Source organism: Apibacter raozihei, from assembly GCF_004014855.1.
In the GTDB taxonomy this organism is placed as follows: Bacteria; Bacteroidota; Bacteroidia; order Flavobacteriales; family Weeksellaceae; genus Apibacter; species Apibacter raozihei.
In genome coordinates, this window is record NZ_CP034930.1 from 2269877 (window position 1) to 2290871 (window position 20995).

General features: G+C 29.5%; 17 protein-coding genes. 3 read left to right on the forward strand and 14 right to left on the reverse strand.

Annotated features, from left to right (window positions below; all coding sequences use genetic code 11):
* Window positions 1-284: 284 nt before the first annotated feature.
* From asnS to EOV51_RS10080, 3 genes are all read right to left on the reverse strand, one after another.
* The gene (gene asnS / locus EOV51_RS10070; protein WP_128152401.1) at window positions 285-1733 is read right to left on the reverse strand and encodes an asparagine--tRNA ligase; all 1449 of its coding nucleotides are present in this window, start codon (window positions 1731-1733) and stop codon (window positions 285-287) included.
* A gap of 120 nt (window positions 1734-1853) precedes the next feature.
* On the reverse strand, window positions 1854-3182 hold the full coding sequence (locus EOV51_RS10075; protein ID WP_128152402.1) for a serine hydrolase domain-containing protein: 1329 nt from the start codon (window positions 3180-3182) through the stop codon (window positions 1854-1856).
* A gap of 123 nt (window positions 3183-3305) precedes the next feature.
* Window positions 3306-4478 carry a class I SAM-dependent methyltransferase gene (locus EOV51_RS10080; RefSeq protein WP_128152403.1) on the reverse strand — a complete coding sequence of 391 codons (1173 nt, stop codon included), beginning with the start codon at window positions 4476-4478 and terminating at the stop codon, window positions 3306-3308.
* Between the two features lie 78 nt (window positions 4479-4556).
* Here EOV51_RS10080 and EOV51_RS10085 point away from each other — a divergent pair, with 78 nt between their 5' ends.
* On the forward strand, window positions 4557-5012 hold the full coding sequence (locus tag EOV51_RS10085; protein ID WP_128152404.1) for a DUF4268 domain-containing protein: 456 nt from the start codon (window positions 4557-4559) through the stop codon (window positions 5010-5012).
* A gap of 154 nt (window positions 5013-5166) precedes the next feature.
* Here EOV51_RS10085 and EOV51_RS10090 read toward each other — a convergent pair whose 3' ends face one another.
* The 5 genes from EOV51_RS10090 to EOV51_RS10110 are packed head-to-tail and all read right to left on the reverse strand — an operon-like array spanning window position 5167 to window position 13076.
* Window positions 5167-6303 (reverse strand): cytochrome-c peroxidase, encoded by a 1137-nt coding sequence (locus EOV51_RS10090; RefSeq protein ID WP_128152405.1) that lies wholly within the window; start codon window positions 6301-6303, stop codon window positions 5167-5169.
* 15 nt (window positions 6304-6318) lie between these two features.
* Window positions 6319-7845, reverse strand: a complete 1527-nt coding sequence (locus EOV51_RS10095; RefSeq protein ID WP_128152406.1) for a DUF6850 family outer membrane beta-barrel protein — start codon at window positions 7843-7845, stop codon at window positions 6319-6321.
* A gap of 1 nt (window position 7846) precedes the next feature.
* Window positions 7847-9040, reverse strand: a complete 1194-nt coding sequence (locus EOV51_RS10100; protein ID WP_128152407.1) for a DUF4876 domain-containing protein — start codon at window positions 9038-9040, stop codon at window positions 7847-7849.
* 15 nt (window positions 9041-9055) lie between these two features.
* Window positions 9056-10399, reverse strand: coding sequence for a DUF4876 domain-containing protein (locus EOV51_RS10105; protein WP_128152408.1), 1344 nt, complete (start codon window positions 10397-10399; stop codon window positions 9056-9058).
* Entirely contained in the window at window positions 10323-13076 is a 2754-nt protein-coding gene (locus EOV51_RS10110; RefSeq protein ID WP_128152409.1) for a TonB-dependent receptor, read from the reverse strand. The genes EOV51_RS10105 and EOV51_RS10110 overlap by 77 nt, the downstream gene beginning before the upstream one ends.
* Before the next feature lie 320 nt (window positions 13077-13396).
* Between EOV51_RS10110 and EOV51_RS10115 the strand changes: the two genes are divergently transcribed.
* Window positions 13397-14341: a DMT family transporter gene (locus EOV51_RS10115; RefSeq protein WP_128152410.1), complete on the forward strand. Its 945-nt coding sequence runs from the start codon at window positions 13397-13399 to the stop codon at window positions 14339-14341.
* Between the two features lie 6 nt (window positions 14342-14347).
* On the opposite strand, the gene EOV51_RS10120 is transcribed toward EOV51_RS10115, so the two are convergent.
* From EOV51_RS10120 to EOV51_RS10145, 6 genes are all read right to left on the reverse strand, one after another.
* The gene (locus tag EOV51_RS10120; RefSeq protein ID WP_128152411.1) at window positions 14348-15442 is read right to left on the reverse strand and encodes an AI-2E family transporter; all 1095 of its coding nucleotides are present in this window, start codon (window positions 15440-15442) and stop codon (window positions 14348-14350) included.
* Window positions 15443-15805: 363 nt separating this feature from the next.
* The gene (locus tag EOV51_RS10125; protein WP_128152412.1) at window positions 15806-16165 is read right to left on the reverse strand and encodes an FtsB family cell division protein; all 360 of its coding nucleotides are present in this window, start codon (window positions 16163-16165) and stop codon (window positions 15806-15808) included.
* Window positions 16166-16172: 7 nt separating this feature from the next.
* Complete coding sequence (gene udk, locus EOV51_RS10130) at window positions 16173-16790, reverse strand: uridine kinase (protein WP_128152413.1); 618 nt, start codon at window positions 16788-16790, stop codon at window positions 16173-16175.
* A 68-nt stretch (window positions 16791-16858) separates the two neighbouring features.
* Window positions 16859-17785, reverse strand: coding sequence for a dihydroorotate oxidase (locus EOV51_RS10135; RefSeq protein ID WP_128153339.1), 927 nt, complete (start codon window positions 17783-17785; stop codon window positions 16859-16861).
* Window positions 17786-17931: 146 nt separating this feature from the next.
* Entirely contained in the window at window positions 17932-18462 is a 531-nt protein-coding gene (locus EOV51_RS14970) for a DUF2752 domain-containing protein (protein ID WP_128152414.1), read from the reverse strand.
* Complete coding sequence (locus tag EOV51_RS10145) at window positions 18363-18668, reverse strand: CD225/dispanin family protein (RefSeq protein ID WP_128152415.1); 306 nt, start codon at window positions 18666-18668, stop codon at window positions 18363-18365. Before EOV51_RS10145 ends, EOV51_RS14970 begins: the two co-directional genes overlap by 100 nt.
* Before the next feature lie 286 nt (window positions 18669-18954).
* Between EOV51_RS10145 and metG the strand changes: the two genes are divergently transcribed.
* Entirely contained in the window at window positions 18955-20991 is a 2037-nt protein-coding gene (gene metG, locus EOV51_RS10150; protein ID WP_128152416.1) for a methionine--tRNA ligase, read from the forward strand.
* Window positions 20992-20995: the final 4 nt, after the last annotated feature.

Sequence of the window (20995 nt, forward strand, 5' to 3'; positions counted from 1 at the left end):
GATACAAATTTAGGCACAATTTTTGTAAAATAAAATTTTGGTGCCTTTTCAAATTTATCCCTAATCTACTAAAATAAAATTTATTTAACTTTAATTTATTTAATTATTTATTGTATTTTTTTCTAATAAATTAATTATTTATTATATATTATTTTGAAAGTTAAATAATAAATGCTTAAATTTCTTCATAATTTTCACAAATACAATACTAAAAGATTTAAAATAAATAAAAAAGAAGTGTTTTTTGAACACTTCTTTAATTAATTTATTAAAAAAATTATATTTTAAAATTCTGCGCTGTTGGGAGTTCTCGGAAAAGCAATTACGTCACGAATATTTCCCATTCCTGTTACAAATAAAACTAATCTTTCAAGCCCTAATCCAAATCCAGAATGCGGTACTGTTCCAAATTTACGAGTATCCAGATACCACCATAGTTCTTTTTCATCAATATTCAATTCTTCCATTTTCATTTTAAGCACATCCATCCGTTCCTCTCTCTGAGAGCCGCCAATAATCTCCCCAATACCAGGAAAAAGAACATCCATAGCTCTAACAGTTTTATTATCATCGTTTAAACGCATATAGAATGCTTTAATTTTTGAAGGATAATCAAATAATACTACTGGAGTTTTAAAATGTTTTTCAACTAAATACCTTTCATGTTCTGACTGTAAATCAGCACCCCATTCCTCTATCGGGTATTTAAATTTTCCTTTTTGATTAGGTTTGGATTTTTTTAATATCTCAATAGCTTCGGTGTAGCTTAGTCTTACAAATTTATTGGATAGAACAAAGTCCAATTTTTCAAGTAGATTATGTTCAGATTTTTCTTCTTTAGGCTTTTGTTTCTGCTCTTCCTCAAAACGTTTATTAAGAAACTCCAAATCATCCTTGCAGTGATCTACTGCATATTGAATGCAATATTTTAAAAAGTCTTCGGCTAAATCAATATTCTGCTCTAAATCATAGAATGCCATTTCAGGTTCTACCATCCAGAATTCGGCTAAGTGTCTTGAAGTGTTGGAATTTTCAGCACGAAAAGTAGGACCGAATGTATAAATTTTGCCAAGGCCCATAGCTGCAGTCTCTCCTTCTAACTGACCGGAAACGGTAAGATTAGTTTTTTTGCCGAAAAAATCCTGAGTAAAATCTGTATGACCTTTTTCATTTTTTGGCAGGTTATCCAGATTAAAATTTGTAACAGTAAACATTTCTCCCGCACCTTCTGCATCAGAGCCAGTAATAATAGGGGTATTAATATAACAAAATCCATTAGTATTGAAATACTGATGAATTGCAAAGCTTAAAGCATTTCTAACCCTCATCACAGCTGCAAAAGTGTTGGTTCTGAATCGTAAATGCGCTTGTTCCCTTAATTTTTCAAGACTGTGCTTTTTAGGTTGTAATATAGTTTCCTGAACATCGTCCGGATGTGCATATCCGTATATTTTTATAGTTTTAGCAATAACTTCTATATCCTGACCGGCACCCTTACTTTCAGCAACTATTCCTTCTACTCGTAGGGATGAAGCCGTAGTGATTTGTTTTAAAGTATCTGTATCAAAATTATTATAATCTATAACTATTTGAACGTTATTTTGTCCGGATCCGTCATTTAATGCAATAAATTGATTGGAACGAAAAGATCGTACCCATCCGTTTATTATAACTTCTTCCTGTAATGCATCTTTACCTTTAGACAACAGTTCTTTAATACTATACACTTTCATTTATAATTCATTTTTTAAACGAAAGCAAAGATAATTATTTTTTGGGTAAAACTGTCTAAAAATAGCCTAATGTATTGAACAGGGTTGTAAGAGTATGAAAAAACTAAAGTTTAGATTTTTTTACAGTTTCTGATTTTTTTGTTTTTTTACCTTTTGCAGGCTATCTGTAATTAACTTACTTTCTGTTGACTGATTATCTAGAATTTTATTGGTTGTATTTAAAGTTGTTGTATCATGTTCATTTAAATCTGCAATCTGGTTATGTAAAGGATAATTTCCAAATAAAGAAGAAAGGCTTAAAGCAGAATACATTACTTTAGAAAACTTATTACCTAAAGCAATAATTGTAACTTTTTCATCCAATAAATGAACAAATATAGTATTGCTTCCATGCCACCAGCCCGTATGGTAAGTTAATTTTTTGCCATTATCAAAAATCATCATTCGCATACCCAGTCCATAGTTTTTAACCCCTTGTTTTTCATTGCTATATGGGGTAAACATTTTGTTTAATAGATCTATTCGAAGAAAATTAGGAGCATACATAGCTTGGCTCAGTTTAAATAAATCTTTGGGTGTAGTGTATAAATTTTTATCTCCATAAACTAAATCCAGATGATCGTAGGCATAAGGTTTTCCTTGAGGATAATAGGAAGGAGTAGCTCTGTCCATATCTTTTTCTTGAAAAATATAGGAATGATTCATTTTTAAAGGTTCAAAAACCATTAATCGGGCAGTTTCAGGAAAAGATTTTTTTGAAATTTTCTCAGCAATTAAAGCCAGCAAAGCAAAATTTGTATTGCAATAGGCAAAGTGCGTTCCCGGTTTAGATAGGAGAGGAGGGTCGAAACTTGAAAAAAGATTGGCAACATCAGAATTGGTCATTCGTTTGCTTTTATCCCAGTATTTACTTTCATCAGCCAGATACGCGTAATTCGGCAGTCCGCTACGGTGAGTAAGCAGATTCTCAATAGTTATATCCGGATATGGAAATGAGGTTAAAATGGTATTGACTTTTTGATCCAGCTGAATTTTTTCTGCTTCAACCAGTTTCAATATTATTAAAGAAGTTAATATCTTACTTACTGATGCAACATGTACAGGGGTTGTAGAAGTAATGGGAGTTAGTTTTTCAAAATTTGAATAGCCGGTATATTTTTCAAGCAATATATTATTACCTCGTGCTACTAATATACCTCCACTTAAATTTTTGTCCTTCCACAGATGATTATAATATGCATTAAGTTTTTTCTTTATCTGTTCATCATTTTCATTATGATTGTCTTGGTATGAAAATATAGTTTTAAAGTTTATATCATAAAAACCAGGTAATTCTCTATTAACTTTGTTATTTTTATTATCGTTTTGTTTAGGTTCTTTTTTGCAACCATAATTTAATAAGCAAGCCCATGCAGAAATAATTACTAAGATTTTTGATAGATAATACATTATAAATAAAAGTTTAGCTAAAGGTTAATTTTTTAAAAGGTGTGCAAGTTATAATATAAAGTGTTAATTTTTTATTAATAAAATTGTAAAAACAATTTAAAAAATATAATATTATATTTTATGTTAATTTAATTCTGCTAAAATACAAAGGTTTTTCTTTAAAGATTGTGTAAAAATCAAATATTTATCTCCACCTTCTTTTAGCTTATATTTATTCTTAATTTCTTCAATCTTTATCGGGTAATTTCGACAAATAATGTTAAATGTTTTAATTTTTGACTTTTTAACGTTAAAATTAGAATCTATTATTGAAAAAATTCTGCCTGGAAAATTTTCAAATTTTATATTCGAGGTGTAGATATGAGTATTAGATTCTAATTTTTTCAATTTAAATTGATGACTGATAAGTTTAAAAGCTCCAGCTTTCATTATTGAAGCGTTAGGAAATAATAAATATTGTTCAGGATTACTATAAATAGGGGTTACAGAATTTTTTTCATCATTCCATTGAAAAGAAAAATCTGGCTGATTACTTTCTAAATTAACGCAATGAATTGTAGGGTTAAATTCTTTCCTATCAGATTTAGATAATTTTACCAATAACTCTTTCATTTCATTTTTAACCGAAATGAGATAAATTTCAGAAACATTAATTTTTTCAATGGTTTGTTGAATATCCATAAGCGGAGATAATTTGATATAGACCTGATCAGATTTAGATATTAAATCTTTTTGAAGTTCTATGATGTTTGGAATCAGGTCTTCTAATAAAAATTTCTTATTTTTATTAAAATCTCTACGAGAAGGATCCATATATATAAAATCGAAAAACTCATCATTTTCAGATAAAAAATTTTCTGCTGTTTGATTAAAAGACTGGATAAAATTTCTATTTAATTTTTGAAAATTATGACAGGTTATTTCAAGAAGTTCCTTACTAGGTTCCACGTAATAAAAAATTTCAGAAGATTGAGAAAGAAATAAACTATCAATACCAGTTCCTCCGGTTAAATCAATCCCTTTTTTACCTGATATGAAAGTTTGTTTAAATTTTGCAGTAATTTCTGAAGAGGCCTGTTCTAAATTTAAATGAGGGGGATAAATAATTTCATCGTTTTTAGTTAGAAAGGGAAATTTAGATTCAGCTATTTTCTTTCCTTGTATTTGTTGTGTTAATTCCAATGATGATATTCCTGTAAATGGAGATTTTTTCATACGCATTGAAACCAGATCAGCTCTTAGGTTATCAGTAATAAATTTTTGTACATTTTTATTTAACAATTCCTGGTTAATCACGTTGTATCAATTATAATTAGAGTTGCTAAAATTAGTTATAATTTAATAATTTTGCGGGATACTACAAAGATCGAATTTATGTATTCAAAAGAAGAAGCATTTCAAATAAAAAAAAAGTTTTGGGTTTCATTGGGTCAATATATGGCTTTACAGGTTTCGTCTGAAGGAAACAGGATAAATTGGTTAAACTATAAGACCGGAGTTAAAGATTTATATTTTAGAACCCAGTTTGATAATAAATCAGCCTGGATTAATATAGAGCTGGCTCAAAAAGATTTGACAATTCAAGAATCATTATATGAGAAGTTCGAAATGTTTTCCGGTTTATTAGCAGATGAAGTAGGAGAGGATTGGATATGGAATAAAAAAGTTTACGATGAACAGGGTAAGATCGTATGTACAATAGGAATACATTTTGAAAATAAAAGTATTTTCAGAGAAAGTGATTGGAAAGATGTGATAGATTTTTTTAAAGTTAGACTTATTGCTTTAGACCGTTTCTGGAATACTTATAAAGAAGCCTTCGAAATTTAATATTAAGTTGTCATGTAAACTTAAATATTTGTGATTATTTGATGATACTATTTAACATATAGTATGATAAACTCATAAAGCCTGAAAAATCAGGCTTTACAAAATGTTAAAAATTTATTTGGATTATGAAAAAGATGTTTTACATATTAAAATATTAATTTTTAGGAAAATCCGGTCGACTCATTTTATATCTGCTTCCTGACAAAGCTTCAAGAAAAGACTTTAATGCATCAATTTCATTGATTTTTAAAGATAGAGGTACAATAAGTGTATCTACTACCGGATGTAAAGGGTCTTTAAGTTTTTGCTCTTTAGATGGATTGTTTATACGTAAAGTAATATTATATATATTAATTATTCCGGTTAAGTCATCCATAAGTCCATTATGCATCCACGGACGTGTAAGTAATAAATCTCTTAGAGACGGTGTTTTAAATTTACCAACGTCTAAAGGATTTTTAGTAGTATCATATAAGCCTAAATCTTCATATTCTCTTTTGTAATATGTTAGCCCGATATTATGGAATTTTTCATCGGTTAAATATTTCCCATAATGGCAGTTCATACATCTGGCTTTAGTTCTGTAAATATGCATACCGAATATTTCTTTATCTGTAAGTGATGAATAATTTCCTTTTAAGAACTTATCAAATCTGCTGGGCTGGCTTTTAATAGTTCTTTCAAATGTAGCAATAGCTTTAGCTATTTTGTCATAAGTAACTTTTTCTGAACCGTAAGCATCTTGAAATAATTTTTTATAGCCATTAATTTTAGATAGTTTTTCTACAACTTCTTTTTTACTGATATTCATTTCGTTATGAGCTTCTAAAGGGCCAGCTATTTGTTCTTCAAGGCTGGAAGCCCTACCATCCCAAAATAATTTATCCCGGAATGCGGCATTATATAACGATGGAGCATTTCTTTTTCCTTGCTGATGATCGTGTCCGATTGAAACCGTACGGTGATCAGTCCATCCAAGTTCCGGATCATGACAGTTGCTACAGGAAATTTGATTAGATGATGAGAGTTTGGGATCAAAAAAAAGCATCTTACCTAAAATAACCTCTGGTTTTTCCTGAGTTTCATAATAAAGAGAATCTACTTCCAGAGGCTCAAATTCTTGCCAGGGAATACCTTTGTCGACAAATGGTGAAGGCCAGTTTTCCAATGGTTTTTTATAACTATTTATTATATTTTTTAAATCTTCTTCCGGATCAGTATGATTAAGAAAAATACCTAGAGAAAAAATAATGGCAGCAATTTTTAACAGGAAAGTTTTATTGTTTTTCATGTGTTAGTTTTTAAATTAAAACAGTATTCCTACACCTGAAGTGTATAAATAATTTGGCTTACCGGTATAAAATTCAGATTGATACGTCTGATTAATAAACAGGTTTACATTTGAAATTTTAAAATATAGTTTAATATTAGCTTGAGTGTAGAAATATTCTGATTTTTTTAAATCAAAATCATGATTGAGCTGCTCTGTTAAGCTTTTTTTTAGACCCAAAGTGTATAACTTATTTTCATGATTTAATGTTTTTTTCCATCCTATCGTTGTCGTAAAAAGCAAATGTGTTTGGTTTGATAAAACTTGATTCCACCCCAGATTTACCCCATAAAACAGATAAGTAAATTTTTGAGAAGAGTAAGGTCGAATATATTTCTCGTTATCAGATTGAAAATCTGTAAAAGAAGAGATTGTATAGCTACTCTTATACTTTTTATATACATAATTAAGTATAAGTTTAATTCCTTTTTGTGTTCGGAAATATTGTTTCTTTTTATCAATTTGTTCTTTTACAGACCCATTAGATGAATAATAATACTCAATTCCGGTTCTTTTTTGGGAGAATCCGTTTATATGAATGTTAAATGATGAAGATGGAGTTAAATTAAATTTTTTATACAGGTTAAATTGATATTTTTTATTGTTTAATTTCGACATGGGTAATTTGTTATTACTATCCTTTTCAGATTTTTCATTGTTAAATTTTTCAAATGCAAGAGAGAAAAGAAAATTGCTTTTTTTGTAATTAAAAAATTGTAATCCGGCTTTATAAGCGTTTCCGTTATAATTGGTGTTATAAATGTTACCTGTAAAAAGATAGCTGTAATTTCCTAATCCCAGCATGTGATATAAAACAGGATGACCAGTTTCACTAACAAATTTCACATCATTGGATTGGCTATAATTTTTAAAATCAATATTTGCCGAAATTAAAAATTGGTTGGTTAGTTGTTTGCTATATCCAGCTTTAATATCGAGATCAGAAATAAGGTTTTTAGGTCTGGGATCTACATCTCTGAAATCCAGCTGAGCCCTGTACCTACCCAATATACCAATTTTGTTTGTATTGAAATGGTAGGCATATCCTCCTTCAAAAAAATAGGTTTCACTTTTTAAAGTACCTCCAATACTGTCCGCAGAGATATATGGGTAAATGTTTTCTATATCTGAAGATTCATTAAAAGTAACATTTTTTTGATTTACTTTTGAATAATAAGCTTTGCCCCATACGACATGTTTGTCAGGAGTAAGTATTTGAAATGATTCAGCATTAAATTTTACTCCATCGATTCCGCTTCCTTTTGTGTAATCGTAAAATCCATTCTTTTTTTCATAGTTGTAATCTATAGATATTTCTGAAGATGAAAATTGCCTGAAATAAAACATATTTGCAGGATTCAGAGCAATTTCATCTCTGAAAATAGTGGAATTGAAATCGTATTTATCAAGTAAAATAACGTTTAAACTATCAATTTCCTGGCCTGAACACGGGCCAAAAATAAAAAGATGTATAATCAGGAAGCTTACATATGCATTCTTCATATTACTCATTTTTTAAAGAGGGAGTTACAGCCTCAAAATCATCTTTAGAGTTGTTTGTGTCTTTAAGTTTAGTTATAGGTTGAGAGTCTATTGGTTTTCTCTTTACACTTTTACCATATCTGGATTCGTCACCTTCATGCAGGCTGCATGTGGTCCATCCATTATCAAGAGAAGAAGAGGTTAAAATCCAGTCAGGATCTTTACCGTTGCTTAAATTTACAGCATCAATAATCCAGTCATTAGGTATAGACATGGCATCACCCTCCATTGGATATCCCCATTCACTATAAGTATAATGATATCTATAATCCGTTAAAAATTTTTCCTTTGAAACAGTTGACGGCAACCGGGCTATTATATAACTTCTTACTCCTTTTTTATCAATGGAAACAGAATTGAATAAAAATTCCGTATTAGGAACCAATGGGTTATCAACAGTTTCATCATCATAAGGGTTATACATTTCAAAATTGGCAAAAGATAGATTTATGTAGTTGGAATTTATACTTTTATGATTGTTTGCACTTTCAGCTATAATAATTGATGTACCAGGCTGTATAGGATATTCTTTTCCTTTGCCGGGAAGAATGATTACTCCTCCGACAGCAAACGCATGATTCATAATATCAGGAGAATAATCTTTTTTATCATTAGTAGTAAACTCTGATTCTGCAAGTAATAAACCATCAGCATATACAATTTGATCCGAGTTGTTAAAGATTTTAAAATATCTATCTCCAAAATAAGGAATTCCGGTGAGAGAGTTTTTACTTCCGGTATAATAAATTTCTTCAATTAATAAATCGTTGTTTGATATGATAGATTTTAAAAGTTGCAAAGTTATGATCTGATGGGTTCCGGATATCAATACGGATTCCTGAATTCCGGTTAATTTTATCAGATTGTTTTCTTTTTTAATTGATCCCTGCACTGAAATTTTATAATTTCCGCTGTTTAAATCTATTTTTATTAATAGAGAATTTGATTCTATTTTAGTTTCAATCCCGGAATTGATTTCCTTAAAATAAACCTCCAAATTTTCAATTTCATAGGTTTTTTCATCTTCGGGTATCAAAAGTTTTAGTTCTACACTGGTTAAATTTGATGAATTAACATCATAGCTATCATCGTTAGAACAGGATATTGTAAAAAAAAGTATAAGTATATAGTTTAAATATGTATTTAGTTTTTTCATTTGATCAGATTTAAATTATTGAATAAATAGTGGGGCTCTTGGAATAAAATCTTCTTGTGAGTTGTTTGTATCTTGTAAAATATCTATTCCTTTATCATTTTTTCCTTGTATTTTTCGTTTTATACATTTGTCATATCTTGTTTTATCGCTTGCAATTAATGAACAATAGGTCCAGCTTCTGTCTAGAGAAGTAGAAGTTACCAACCATTCATATTTTCCTTCTATACTGACATTAACAGCATCAGTAATCCATGAATTTGGAATTTTGTAGGTTGATCTGTTAGTAATTGTACCAGCAGCATTTACATATGAATAGTCGTATTTATATTGGCTTAAATACTGTTCAAGAGTGGTATTTTTATCTAAACGGGCTATTGCATAAGCTTCAGCACCTCCGTTGTGTAAAAAAAACATATTGTAATTTAATGTGGAAAAGATAACCTGGGCATTGGGAACTTCTGGATTATCCACTTGACCTAAAGCAGGATTTACTGTATTAGGATATTCAAAAACATATTGGGTACCATCTTTTCCAATAAGAGCTGAAGGTGTCATGTCATAAGCATTTGAATTGGTTTGTTTATGGTTTATAGCATTATCACAAACAACTATAGATTGTCCTGGTTTCACCGGATAATCACTGCCTTTGCCTGGAAGCTGCAAAATAGCTTGCACCGGAAAATCAGTAGAAAAAATATTAGGGGTAATGTTATGCTTTAATGTCGTATTAAATTGAGATTGTGCAATTAAAAGCCCATCAGCATAAAGTATCCGATTACTATTGTTGTAAATTTTAAAATATTTTCCGGAATTGTAGACTTTTCCAGTTACGGGATATATAGTACCTGTAAAAAATACCTCCTGGATTAAGAAATCTCCTTCTTTTGAATTTACTTTCAAATGTAGAGGGATGGTAATTTGACTACTTGCTGGTGTGATAGAAGTGTTTTCAATGAGACCATATATTTGTAGTGTATCATTATCAGAAACAATATATCCTTCTACGTTTATCTGATACGTACCGGTAATTACTTTTTTAGTAATAGTTTTTGTTTTTTCTTTTTCAAAAGTATAGATAGCACCTGAGTTTTTTTCTTTTAGTGTCAGTTTAAATTCCCCTGACGCAGAGCTAACCACTTGGTCCGGGTAAGTCAGATTCATAGTAGTTTGAGTTTGTTCTGCTTCATATGAAGTATCGTCTCCGCTACAGTTATAAACTGTTAAAAGTATTGAAAGGAAAAATACAGGAATTCCTTTTTTTAATGTTATTTTATTCATCAGATTATAATTTAAAATTAATTTCCATTCCAAAGTAAGGGGGGGAGGAAGTCCTTCTCTGAACCACCTTATAAATGACATATTTTTGATTATAGCTGTAAAGCTTATTTACAAACATAGAAAGCGTAATTTTTTCATTATACATCTTTTTAGAAACTTTTAGATTTATTCCAAGTGAAAGTGGTTCACGACGAGAGTCAAGATCGTTGTGGTTTCGGTAAAGCCATTGTAAATAAGTATCAGTTTTATCTTGTTCTGTATAAGGATGAATGATTTGGTCATAGCCCATATAGTATAAAGGATATCGATCCTTCTTCATGTATTGGGTTAAATTATACCATGAACATTGAATTGCTAACATAAAATTCATTTTTAACTTAGGTAGATAAGTATCAGCCATAAAATTTGTTGTAAAAGATTCCATGAGATACCCTTCATCATCTTTATAAATTCCTACGTAAGGAAGTTTTTGATTATTAACTATTGCATCTGGACTTTTGTAAATGGGTTTACTGTTTTTGTATTTAGTTTGAAACCAGGCACCGTTGAAAGTCAATCGAGTATTAATAGCTTCCAATCGTTTAGATGAAAATTGAAATTCAATACCTTTTTTATCCGTTGTACTGCCATTTTCTGTTTTACTATAGGTGGCAAAGTCATTTTTCAATTCATAATTCAAATGATTTAAATCCGGTGGAGAGGTAATAGTGGAATGATCAAGTTCATCGGTGTTGTATCGTTTGTATGTAACATGTTTATAAAAAGTCATGCTTCGAAAACCAGAAGTCAATCTTTCTTCAAAAAAGGTTAATGAAAAGTTGTTTTGATTATATCCAAGATCCAGACGGATTTCTTTTTTTATATTGTTAGCTACGGTCAAATCTCTATTTTCACGAGAAAAAGTATAGGTTTGGAAATTAACTCTTCTGTAATCAGGGTTGTTATGATAGTAGTTAAGCTGGTTGTAGTTTACATAATATAAATCCGGATATAGTATATTAAGAGTAGGAGTTTTTTTGTGTTCCCCGTATCCGAGCGTGATGTCTACATCCAAACTTCTGTTGTTTATAAACAATTTAGGAAGAGACCATTGCAGGTTCATGCGAGGTTCCCAAAAAAATGAACGTGCAAGTTTATAACTTTTGTTCATATTAGTCATCTTGAAAGTTCTTATACCCATAGCTAAAATAAGGTTATGATTACCGATGCTGATTTTTGCTTTATCTTCTGCAAAAAAAGATAATTTAGCCAAAGCAGGAATATCTTTATAGGCTCTGGGATATGAACCCATCGATAAATTAGGTGGCAGGTAGCGATCATATACCTGACCTTTACCATTATTTTTAGAGTATGTCCACTCGGTACCTAAAAGTATGTCATGATTTACTCTGGAGGTGGATACAGAGAAGTTGGATGTCAGCTTTAAAAATATATCCCGAGGTTTGCCTTCTACCTTAACCGTTGAAATGTAGTCTTTATTAAGATAGATTCCATCATATTCACCATCAATTTCTGATACAGGTAGTGCTGCAACTGTAGGAAGTTGCACATATTTAATTTGATTTATTTTATCAGTCTCTTGTCTTAAAGATGAAATGAATTTTATGTTTTTTATCCACTTATTTTTTAATTTGAGTTCTAATGAATTTGATATTCCTAATTTATTGTAAGAAGATTTATAATGATCAACTTTATCATATCCTGTATCCGGATCTTTTTTTTCCTCATCGGTTGTACCTGTAAAATCCAGATTAACATTCCACCACAAATCCGAATTATTGAATAAAAATAATTTTCTACTCCGTATAGAAGCCGTATATCTTTTGTAAGTTTCGAAGTTATTTCTGGGTTCGGATTTTGCGTCTAACAAATCCAAACTGGTATTAATACTCCAATTATATTTATCAAAATCAATTCCTTTACTTATATAATAAAGTTTACTAAAACCGTCAGCTTTAAATCTGCCTTCCAGTTTATTTCCACCGCTTTTTCTAATAATATTTATTACTCCGGATGTTAAATCTCCATATTCAACAGAAGGAATACCTCTTATAATTTCAACTTTTTCAATATCATCTGTTGAAATAGATCTCATATCTATACCAATTGCTGTTGTTCTTTTTTTATTATCCGACTGCCCGTTGAGTCTTTGACTTGGATCGGGTGAATATTGTAAATTTGCATTGGTATTAATTGGAGAACCATCAATAATAAAACTTGTTCCTAAAGAATTGGTATTATATCCGCTTACACTGCCTGCTTGTCTCAAACGTATAGGGTTTACAGTAGTAAGATCGGGATCTTTGGATATGCCTCCAGGCAAAAGTTCCAGTATATCTGTAAAACTGGAAGGTTGTAAAAGTTCAATTGCTTTTTTATCTATAATTGATTGGGTAGTTACACCTTTAGATTCTTTGGCTGTAACAATTATATTTTGAAGTTCGTTTTCCTTGGTTTCTAAGTGTATTGTTTTGATTAATGACTGAACAAAGCTTATTTGTTCTTCGTATGTGAAATACTGTGGATGTGATATAGTAAGTGTATAATTTCCAGGTATTAATTCTATTTTAGCCTTTCCTTGTTTGTCTGTTAATAAACGATGTTTGCTAAAAGCTGTATCGGTAAGTGTTATAACTGCATTTTCAACTGTTTCATGATTGTAGTTATAAATTATAAATACTATATCAAAATATTTTTTTTGAGCAAAAGATATATTTGATATAAACAGGAATAATAAAATATATTTTAAATAACACATTAATTTTTATTTAGTCTAAATAAAGTTAACAAATATATAAATATTACTGTCTAAACCATTAATAATGTTAAAAAAAAATTAAAAAGAAATAATTTATGAGGAAATTATAAAAATAATATTATTAACAGCTGGTAATGGTTATATTTCTAATTATGATAAGAAAAATAGTATTGTATATTTTTTTATATGAATTTAATTAATTATGTTACAATTATTTTTTGTGAAAAATGATTGATTGTAAGAAATTGTGTTATAAAAACATGAATAAAATATCTTTATACAAATATTTGAAGTAATTTTGCACTCATTTTTTTGATTAGATGGGGAATAGTAATAAATATTTAGGTTCTCTATACATAATACTGGCATCAGTTATGCTGGGAATTGATGGAGGTATTTTAATAGGTTTATATTATAAAATATTTAATTTTTATGATGTTAAGTTTATTGTATTTACAGCTCATTTTATTCCTACACTGCTTTTATCTTTATTCTTTTATAAAAAATATAAAATGCTAAGTGTTTTTAATTTTAATGATTACATCTATTTTTTACTTATAGCATTTTTAGGAGGCACAGTAGGTACAATATCTATAGTTAAAGCTTTACAGCTCAGCGGATTTAGTAAAGTAAGTATTGTTATTTTATTGCAAAAATTACAGCCTGTATTTGCAATAATAATGTCTATGATAATTTTAAAAGAAAAACCCAGATATATTTTTTTCATTGTAGCTATCGTTGCACTTTGTTCCAGTTATTTTCTTGCTTTTGGCTTTTCCAGCCCGATGATGCTTGAAAAAAATAATTTTCAGGCAATAGGATATTCTGTTCTTGCCGCATTTTCTTATGGCAGTTCGCTAGTTTTTGGTAAAAAAGTTTTGCATAAATACGATTTTTTTACCGGTACATTCTATCGCTTTTTATTTACATCTATAATTATGGGTGTTGTAGTGGTTTTTTCGGGTAATCTGGTAAATAATGTACAACAATTTGCTAATACACCCTACTTACTTGTATTTGCAATATTTTCATCATTATGGGGTGTTACAGAAATTTTTGTGTATTATTCAGGTCTTAAAAATACACCAGCCTTGTTAACTTCGATTTTTGAATTAACATATCCTCTAACAGTTGTTTTTATTGATGTAGTTATCAACAAGCACTTTTTAAGTCCTGTACAGATAGCAGCAGTAATTATTTTATTAAGCTCTATTATCTATCTTAATTTAAATATACGAAGAGTAATTATCCACAGAAAAATATAACTGAAATTACATATTTTTGGTAATTGCCTGAACAATTTTGAATCGGTTGAAAAAGCTTTTAAGTACAACTCGTATAACTGTGTATCCAGGAATAGCAAATATAACACCTAAAGCTCCGAAAAGTATTCCGGCAATAAGCATCACTAAAAATATTTCCAGCGGATGAGATTTTACACTTTTAGCATAAATTAACGGTTGAAATATAGCGTTATCAATTAGCTGGGCAATTAAATAAAGAATACTTATCCAAAGAATATTAGGCAATATCTGATCATTGAAATCCATTCCAAGATAAAACATACTACTCATGCTAAGCAAATTAATTATTAAAAATCCTATCATTGGACCTAAGTAAGGAATAAGATTAAAAAAAGCACAAAACATAGCTATAACCAGCATATTATCTACTCCAAAACAACCTAAAATAATAAGATATAGAATGAACATAGATAAAATCTGAAGAGATAATCCTAAAAAATAACGGGTAAGCAAATCTTTAATATTCGAAAGAACCTGAATCACTTTTTTTATATCATTAGTAGGTACCGCGCCTATAATCATACGGTTGAATAAATCTTTTTCCCGTAAAAAGAAAAAAGTTATAAAAGTGATTGAAAAAATAGATATTCCAATTTCTGTTAAAATTGAAAATCCACTTTGTAAAGTATCCTGATGAATCTTAAAATTAAATTTAGGAGTTAACAGTTGTGCATAGTTATCATCAAATATAAAAATATGACGACTCTTTAAAGATTCATCAATAAACTTAATCTGCTCAGTTACTGAAGCTTGTAATTTATTAGTATCTAAAAGAGATAAATTCCCTGCCTGTTCTATAGCTAAAGGTGTTACTAAGCTTAATAAAGCTGTAAAACCTCCAATCATGAAAAATAAAGTTATAAAAGCAGAAATTGTTTTAGTAATTTTTAATCTTTCATTTAAAAATGACATAATAGGTCTACCCATCAATGATAATGCAAAAGCAATAAAAATATATCCTAAAACGAATCGTACTTTCCATAACAGGAAAAACATTAAAATAGTGAATGCTATAATACTTACTGCACTAATTATACCCTTACTAATTTCTTTATAATTCATCAATTTTACATTAAATTGAACATCATCTAAAAAATTCAGATGTCTTATTATTTCTTTAATTTTTCTTTAGTTTGAAACTCTTTTTTTTGGTATATAATTATTTCTGATGTGAAAAGAATTGATTACAAAAAAATAATTACATCAGTTAAAGAGATTATCAAATTTAGCATTAATTCAAGGTATATTTACAGAAATTTTCACAAAGATTTTTAATGTATAGATATAAATCAATCAAACCTAAATATAGTTGCTTAATCCATCTAACAAATTCAATATTTTTTCTTTAAATTCCGACATCCCCATAATTTGAATAGTTATGAGTTACATAATTGTAGTCTTAATTTAAAGATTTCATCAATTAATTTAGTTCTGACTTTTTAATTTAGGTTTAACACTATCTTCTTTGGTAACTATAATAAATATATCTTCATTGTTTTTTTTAAAAAAATAATTTTCCCGAGCATATTTTTCCCGTGCTTCTTTATTATTTTTTAAGTTATTATATTGAATGTATTCCGAATCCAGCTTGCTTTTATAATGCTCTTTTTCATGCCTTAATTTTGAAATTTCTTTATTTAACTCTCTGTGAGTAAGATAAGAATTTGTATCGAAAAAAATCATCCAAACTATAAAAATTACTGATAAAATAACATATATACTCGTATACCAATGTTTTTCAAATATAGACTTTTCTTTTACTATTTTTTTATTTTCTCGAGCCATTTAATTATTAATGTACTGTTTTTAGAGTGTTTTGTATTACAGAGGTTAATACATCTATAGCAACTGTATTTTTTTTCATTGTGGGAATAATGATATCTGCGTAAGCCATTGAAGGTTGAATAAATTCTTCATGCATCGGTTTGAGAGTCATTTGATAACGGTGTATAACCTCTTCAAGATCTCTTCCTCGATCCTGAATATCCCTTCTGATTCTTCTTATTAACCGCTCATCAGAATCTGCGTTTACAAATACTTTTACATCAAATTCTTTTCTTAATTCTTTATTTGCTAATACAAGAATTCCTTCAACAATTAATATTTCTTTGGGTTGAATGATAGTTAAATCTTCTGTTCGAGAGTGAGTAATAAATGAATATACAGGTTCATACACTGGCATACCTGCTTTTAGTTTTTTTATTTGTTCAATTAAAAGTTCAAAATCTATGGAACGGGGATGATCGTAATTTAGTTTTGTTCTTTCTTCAAAGGATAAATCAGGATTAGAATGATAATAGTTATCTTGAGTCAATACATTTACCCTGTCAAAATCCAGCTGTTTAAGTAAATTACTTACAACAGTTGTTTTTCCAGAACCTGTTCCTCCGGCAATACCTATGGTTAGCATTTAGTGATATAATTTGTTTATAAAGTTATAAATCAATTGATAATTTTCCAAAATAATATGAAATTAAATTAAAGCTCAATAAGTTTACCTTTAAAATCATTAATGGAATGGTAATTTTTTAATTTCATAATTTCTTCAAGTTCATTTAATAATCTTGAAAAAACGGAAATATCATCTTTCATAAGTTGCGTTCCAACCTGTACCATTGATGCACCACATAAGATATGTTCAAAAACATCTCTTCCATTTTCTACTCCGCCACAACCTATTATAGCAATATCCTTTCTTAAAAGTTTATAAAACATTCTTACATTAGCCAGAGCTGTAGGTTTGACATAAGCACCTCCAATACCACCAAAACCTCCTTTAGGTTTTATAACCACTGCTTCATCATCAATAAATAACGCATTTCCAATGCTGTTAATACAAGTTACAAATTTAATTGGAAACTGATTTAGTATTTCAGCCATCATTTCGAAATGAACCATATCAAAGTATGGTGGAAGTTTAACACCCAGAGGTTTTTTATAAAATGAAAAAACTTGTGTCAGAACTTCATGAGTTCTTTCAAAATCATAACCTGTCTGAGGTTTTCCAGGAATGTTTGGGCAAGATAAGTTTAATTCTACGCATCCTGAAAAATCAGAATTTTGTATTTTATGCAACATTTCCACATTTTCTTCTAAAGTAAGTCCGGCAACCGAAAAAAACAAGTCATCATTTCCATCTAAATGCTCTTCCAACACATAATTTAAATAAAAATCAAAACCAAGATTAGGCAATCCCATAGAGTTTATACTTCCTAATGCTAAATCAACATATCTTGGAGACGGGTTTCCTTCCCTTGGATTTATAGTACAACTTTTAGTTATCCAGGTTCCGCATGGGCCGTTTTTTAAATTTGATAGCTCTTCCAGAGTCATACACTTAGCCCCTGAAGCATTCATTAAACAATTAGTAAACGATTTATCGGAAATTGAAGTTTCTAAAGATATCATTGATTTTAATTTTTACAAATATCTGAATTTTTCCTAGTATTTTAAGTGAAAAAATGTAGAATAATTTTTTTAATTTTATCCGATAGATATATCTTTTTCAATAAAAAAATCTTACGTATTTATATGCTCACAATAAAATTTTATCAGAAAGAGGGGGCTAAATAGCAAAAAGGTTTACAAGGAATATTTCTCAGAATTGTATAAATTAGAATCATTGAAAAAAAGAAGATAACAAAAGTGTTATTATATAATATTTTTACCCTGCACTGCTTATTAAATATAAAATTATAAATCATTACTGATGATATATACATAAGAAAAGGAGAAAGAATTACAGTTAACGGGTTATATTTTAATGCATTGTATAGGTCAAAATGCAATAAAAAATGAAGGGTTCTTTGTGAGCCGCATCCCGGGCAATATATACCGGTAAATTTATGAATAGGACATTCAGGAAAGAAATCTCCATCCGTAGGATTGATAATATAGTATAAAGAAAGCAAAACTATTCCTAGACAAAGTATCAGGAATAGTTTTATAATTGGATTATATTTTTTTAAAATATTTTTAATAGTTAATAACCTCTTGAAAATGAGCTTACACCAACCACCATCATAAATATAAAGTATACTATCATCAAAATAACTCCTACAACTGCTCCATAAATGGACCATTTTTTTGCATCAGCAGAAGCTTTTTTAGCACCTTCATAATCTCCCTCTAACCAAAGTTTATTGACTTTTGTAGAGCAAATAATAGCATATATTCCAAAGGGAAGACAACACAAAACAGTACATAAAATAGCCCATACCAAATTGTTATCAGGTACTGTTTCTTGATTAAATTGTGATTGTTGAGAATCATTAAAATTTGAATCCATAAAATACGTTTTTTTTGCTAATATATATATTTATTGTTGAAAAAAGAAAATTTTTATATGTAAAAGTGTATTATTTGATTCTTAAAATTAAAATATTGAAAATAAATCACCTATTTTAAATATTATAATTATATTATCAAGATTGCATATACAATGCAGCTAATGATCTTTAGGGTTTAATATAAAATTTTAAGAAATAAAGATATTTTTTTTTGCTAACTTCTTACTTTGTATTTTTGCATGGTAAAAAACAAGTAAAAATTCAAATTAAACATACTATTATTTTATGAGCAGATATACTGTTACTACAGCTCTTCCCTATGCAAACGGACCTTTACATATTGGTCATTTGGCAGGAGTATATATTCCAGCGGATGTTTATGTAAGGTTTCTCCGCAGAAAAGGACATGATGTTATTTTAATCGGAGGTTCCGATGAACATGGTATTCCCATTACCATAAGAGCAAAAAAAGAAGGGGTTACACCTCAGGATATTGTAGACAGATATCATGAAATGATGAAAAATACTTTTTCTGAATTAGGTATTTCATATGATAATTATTCGAGAACAACATTACCGGTACATACAGAAACAGCTCAGGAATTTTTCCTTAAACTATATGAAAACGGGAAATTTACAGAAGAAGAATCTGAACAATATTATGATGAAAAAGCCGGTGAGTTTTTAGCAGATCGTTATATTGTGGGTACTTGCCCTAAATGTGGAAATTCGGGAGCTTATGGAGATCAATGTGAAAAATGTGGTTCTACTTTAAGTCCAAATGAGTTAATTAATCCGCATTCAATGCTAAGTGGTGAAAAGCCAATTGTAAAAAAAACAAAGCATTGGTATTTACCTCTTAACGATTATCAATCTTTCATGGAAGAATGGATTTTAAAAGGGCATAAAAATGATTGGAGACCTAATGTATATGGTCAGGTAAAGTCATGGCTAGACGATGGATTAAAACCCAGAGCAATGACTCGCGACCTGGATTGGGGTATCCCTGTACCCTTGAAAGGTGAGGAGGGGAAAGTTTTATATGTATGGTTTGATGCTCCCATTGGATATATATCATCAACTAAAGAATGGGCGGAAAGAGAGGGTAAGGACTGGAGACCTTACTGGCAGGATACAGAAACTAAGCTTGTACACTTTATAGCTAAAGACAATATTGTTTTTCACTGTATTATTTTTCCGGCAATGTTAGAAGCTCACGGAGAATATATCCTGCCAGACAATGTGCCGGCTAATGAATTTTTAAATTTAGAAAACGATAAAATATCCACTTCAAGAAATTGGGCGGTATGGGCTCATGAATATTTACAGGATTTTCCCGGTAAACAGGATACATTGAGATATGTATTACTGGCAAATGCTCCCGAGACTAAAGATAATAACTTTACTTGGAAAGATTTCCAAATTAAAAACAATTCAGAACTGGCTGATAATTTAGGGAATTTTATGAATAGAGTTTCCGTATTTATTAATAAATATTTTGATGGTAAAATACCGGCTTTAACTGAAGGAAAGAAATTTCAGGAATTAAAAAGACTCTCCGAAACTGCAAAAGAAATCTCAGGATATATTCAAAAATATGAATTTAGAAACGGATTAAATGCATTAATGAATTTATCACATTTAGGAAATAAATTTTTTCAGGAAAGACAACCTTGGAAAACTATTCAGACTGACATTGCAGAAACAGCAGATACTATGTTTGTTGCCGCTCAAATAGCTGCTTATTTAGCGCAGCTTTCCGAACCTTTTATTCCGTTTTCATCTAAAAAAATGATGGATGGGTTACAATTATCCTATACTGAATGGGATAATCTAGAAGAAGGAATAATACTTCTTCAGGCTGGTTCTGAAATTAATAAAATTCCTCTTCTTTTTGAGCAGATTGAAGATGAAGCTATACAATATCAAATTAGTAAACTGGAAGATTCTAAAAAGAAAAATTTAATGACAAACCTAAATGCCGAGCCACAAAAAGATATAATTGAATTTGACGATTTCGAAAAAATAGATATTAGAACGGGGACTATACTTGAAGCGAAAAAAGTTGAAAAAGCAGATAAGCTTTTAGAATTTAAAGTTGATACAGGTATAGACGTCAGAACTATAGTTTCGGGTATAGCGGAAAGTTTTTCTCCGGAAGAATTAGTAGGCAAACAGGTTTCTGTTTTAGTAAACCTTGCTCCCAGAAAAATTAGAGGAATTGTCAGTCAGGGAATGTTACTTTTAACACAAAAAGAAGATGGAAAATTTACTTTTGTAGTTCCTGAACATGTAACAAACAATGGTGAAACTGTAAAATAAATTA

What these genes read in the sequence shown, in the direction of transcription:
- EOV51_RS10120 (WP_128152411.1), bottom strand. Translation starts at nt 15,442, where the DNA reads ATGAATTATAAAGAAATTAGTAAGGGTATAATTAGTGCAGTAAGTATT.
- EOV51_RS14970 (WP_128152414.1), bottom strand. Translation starts at nt 18,462, where the DNA reads ATGGTCCATTTATGGAGCAGTTGTAGGAGTTATTTTGATGATAGTATA.
- EOV51_RS10145 (WP_128152415.1), bottom strand. Translation starts at nt 18,668, where the DNA reads ATGGATTCAAATTTTAATGATTCTCAACAATCACAATTTAATCAAGAA.
- udk (WP_128152413.1), bottom strand. Translation starts at nt 16,790, where the DNA reads ATGCTAACCATAGGTATTGCCGGAGGAACAGGTTCTGGAAAAACAACT.
- EOV51_RS10075 (WP_128152402.1), bottom strand. Translation starts at nt 3,182, where the DNA reads ATGTATTATCTATCAAAAATCTTAGTAATTATTTCTGCATGGGCTTGC.
- EOV51_RS10125 (WP_128152412.1), bottom strand. Translation starts at nt 16,165, where the DNA reads ATGGCTCGAGAAAATAAAAAAATAGTAAAAGAAAAGTCTATATTTGAA.
- EOV51_RS10105 (WP_128152408.1), bottom strand. Translation starts at nt 10,399, where the DNA reads ATGTCATTTATAAGGTGGTTCAGAGAAGGACTTCCTCCCCCCCTTACT.
- EOV51_RS10110 (WP_128152409.1), bottom strand. Translation starts at nt 13,076, where the DNA reads ATGTGTTATTTAAAATATATTTTATTATTCCTGTTTATATCAAATATA.
- EOV51_RS10115 (WP_128152410.1), top strand. Translation starts at nt 13,397, where the DNA reads ATGGGGAATAGTAATAAATATTTAGGTTCTCTATACATAATACTGGCA.
- EOV51_RS10100 (WP_128152407.1), bottom strand. Translation starts at nt 9,040, where the DNA reads ATGAAAAAACTAAATACATATTTAAACTATATACTTATACTTTTTTTT.
- EOV51_RS10090 (WP_128152405.1), bottom strand. Translation starts at nt 6,303, where the DNA reads ATGAAAAACAATAAAACTTTCCTGTTAAAAATTGCTGCCATTATTTTT.
- asnS (WP_128152401.1), bottom strand. Translation starts at nt 1,733, where the DNA reads ATGAAAGTGTATAGTATTAAAGAACTGTTGTCTAAAGGTAAAGATGCA.
- EOV51_RS10085 (WP_128152404.1), top strand. Translation starts at nt 4,557, where the DNA reads ATGTATTCAAAAGAAGAAGCATTTCAAATAAAAAAAAAGTTTTGGGTT.
- metG (WP_128152416.1), top strand. Translation starts at nt 18,955, where the DNA reads ATGAGCAGATATACTGTTACTACAGCTCTTCCCTATGCAAACGGACCT.
- EOV51_RS10095 (WP_128152406.1), bottom strand. Translation starts at nt 7,845, where the DNA reads ATGAAGAATGCATATGTAAGCTTCCTGATTATACATCTTTTTATTTTT.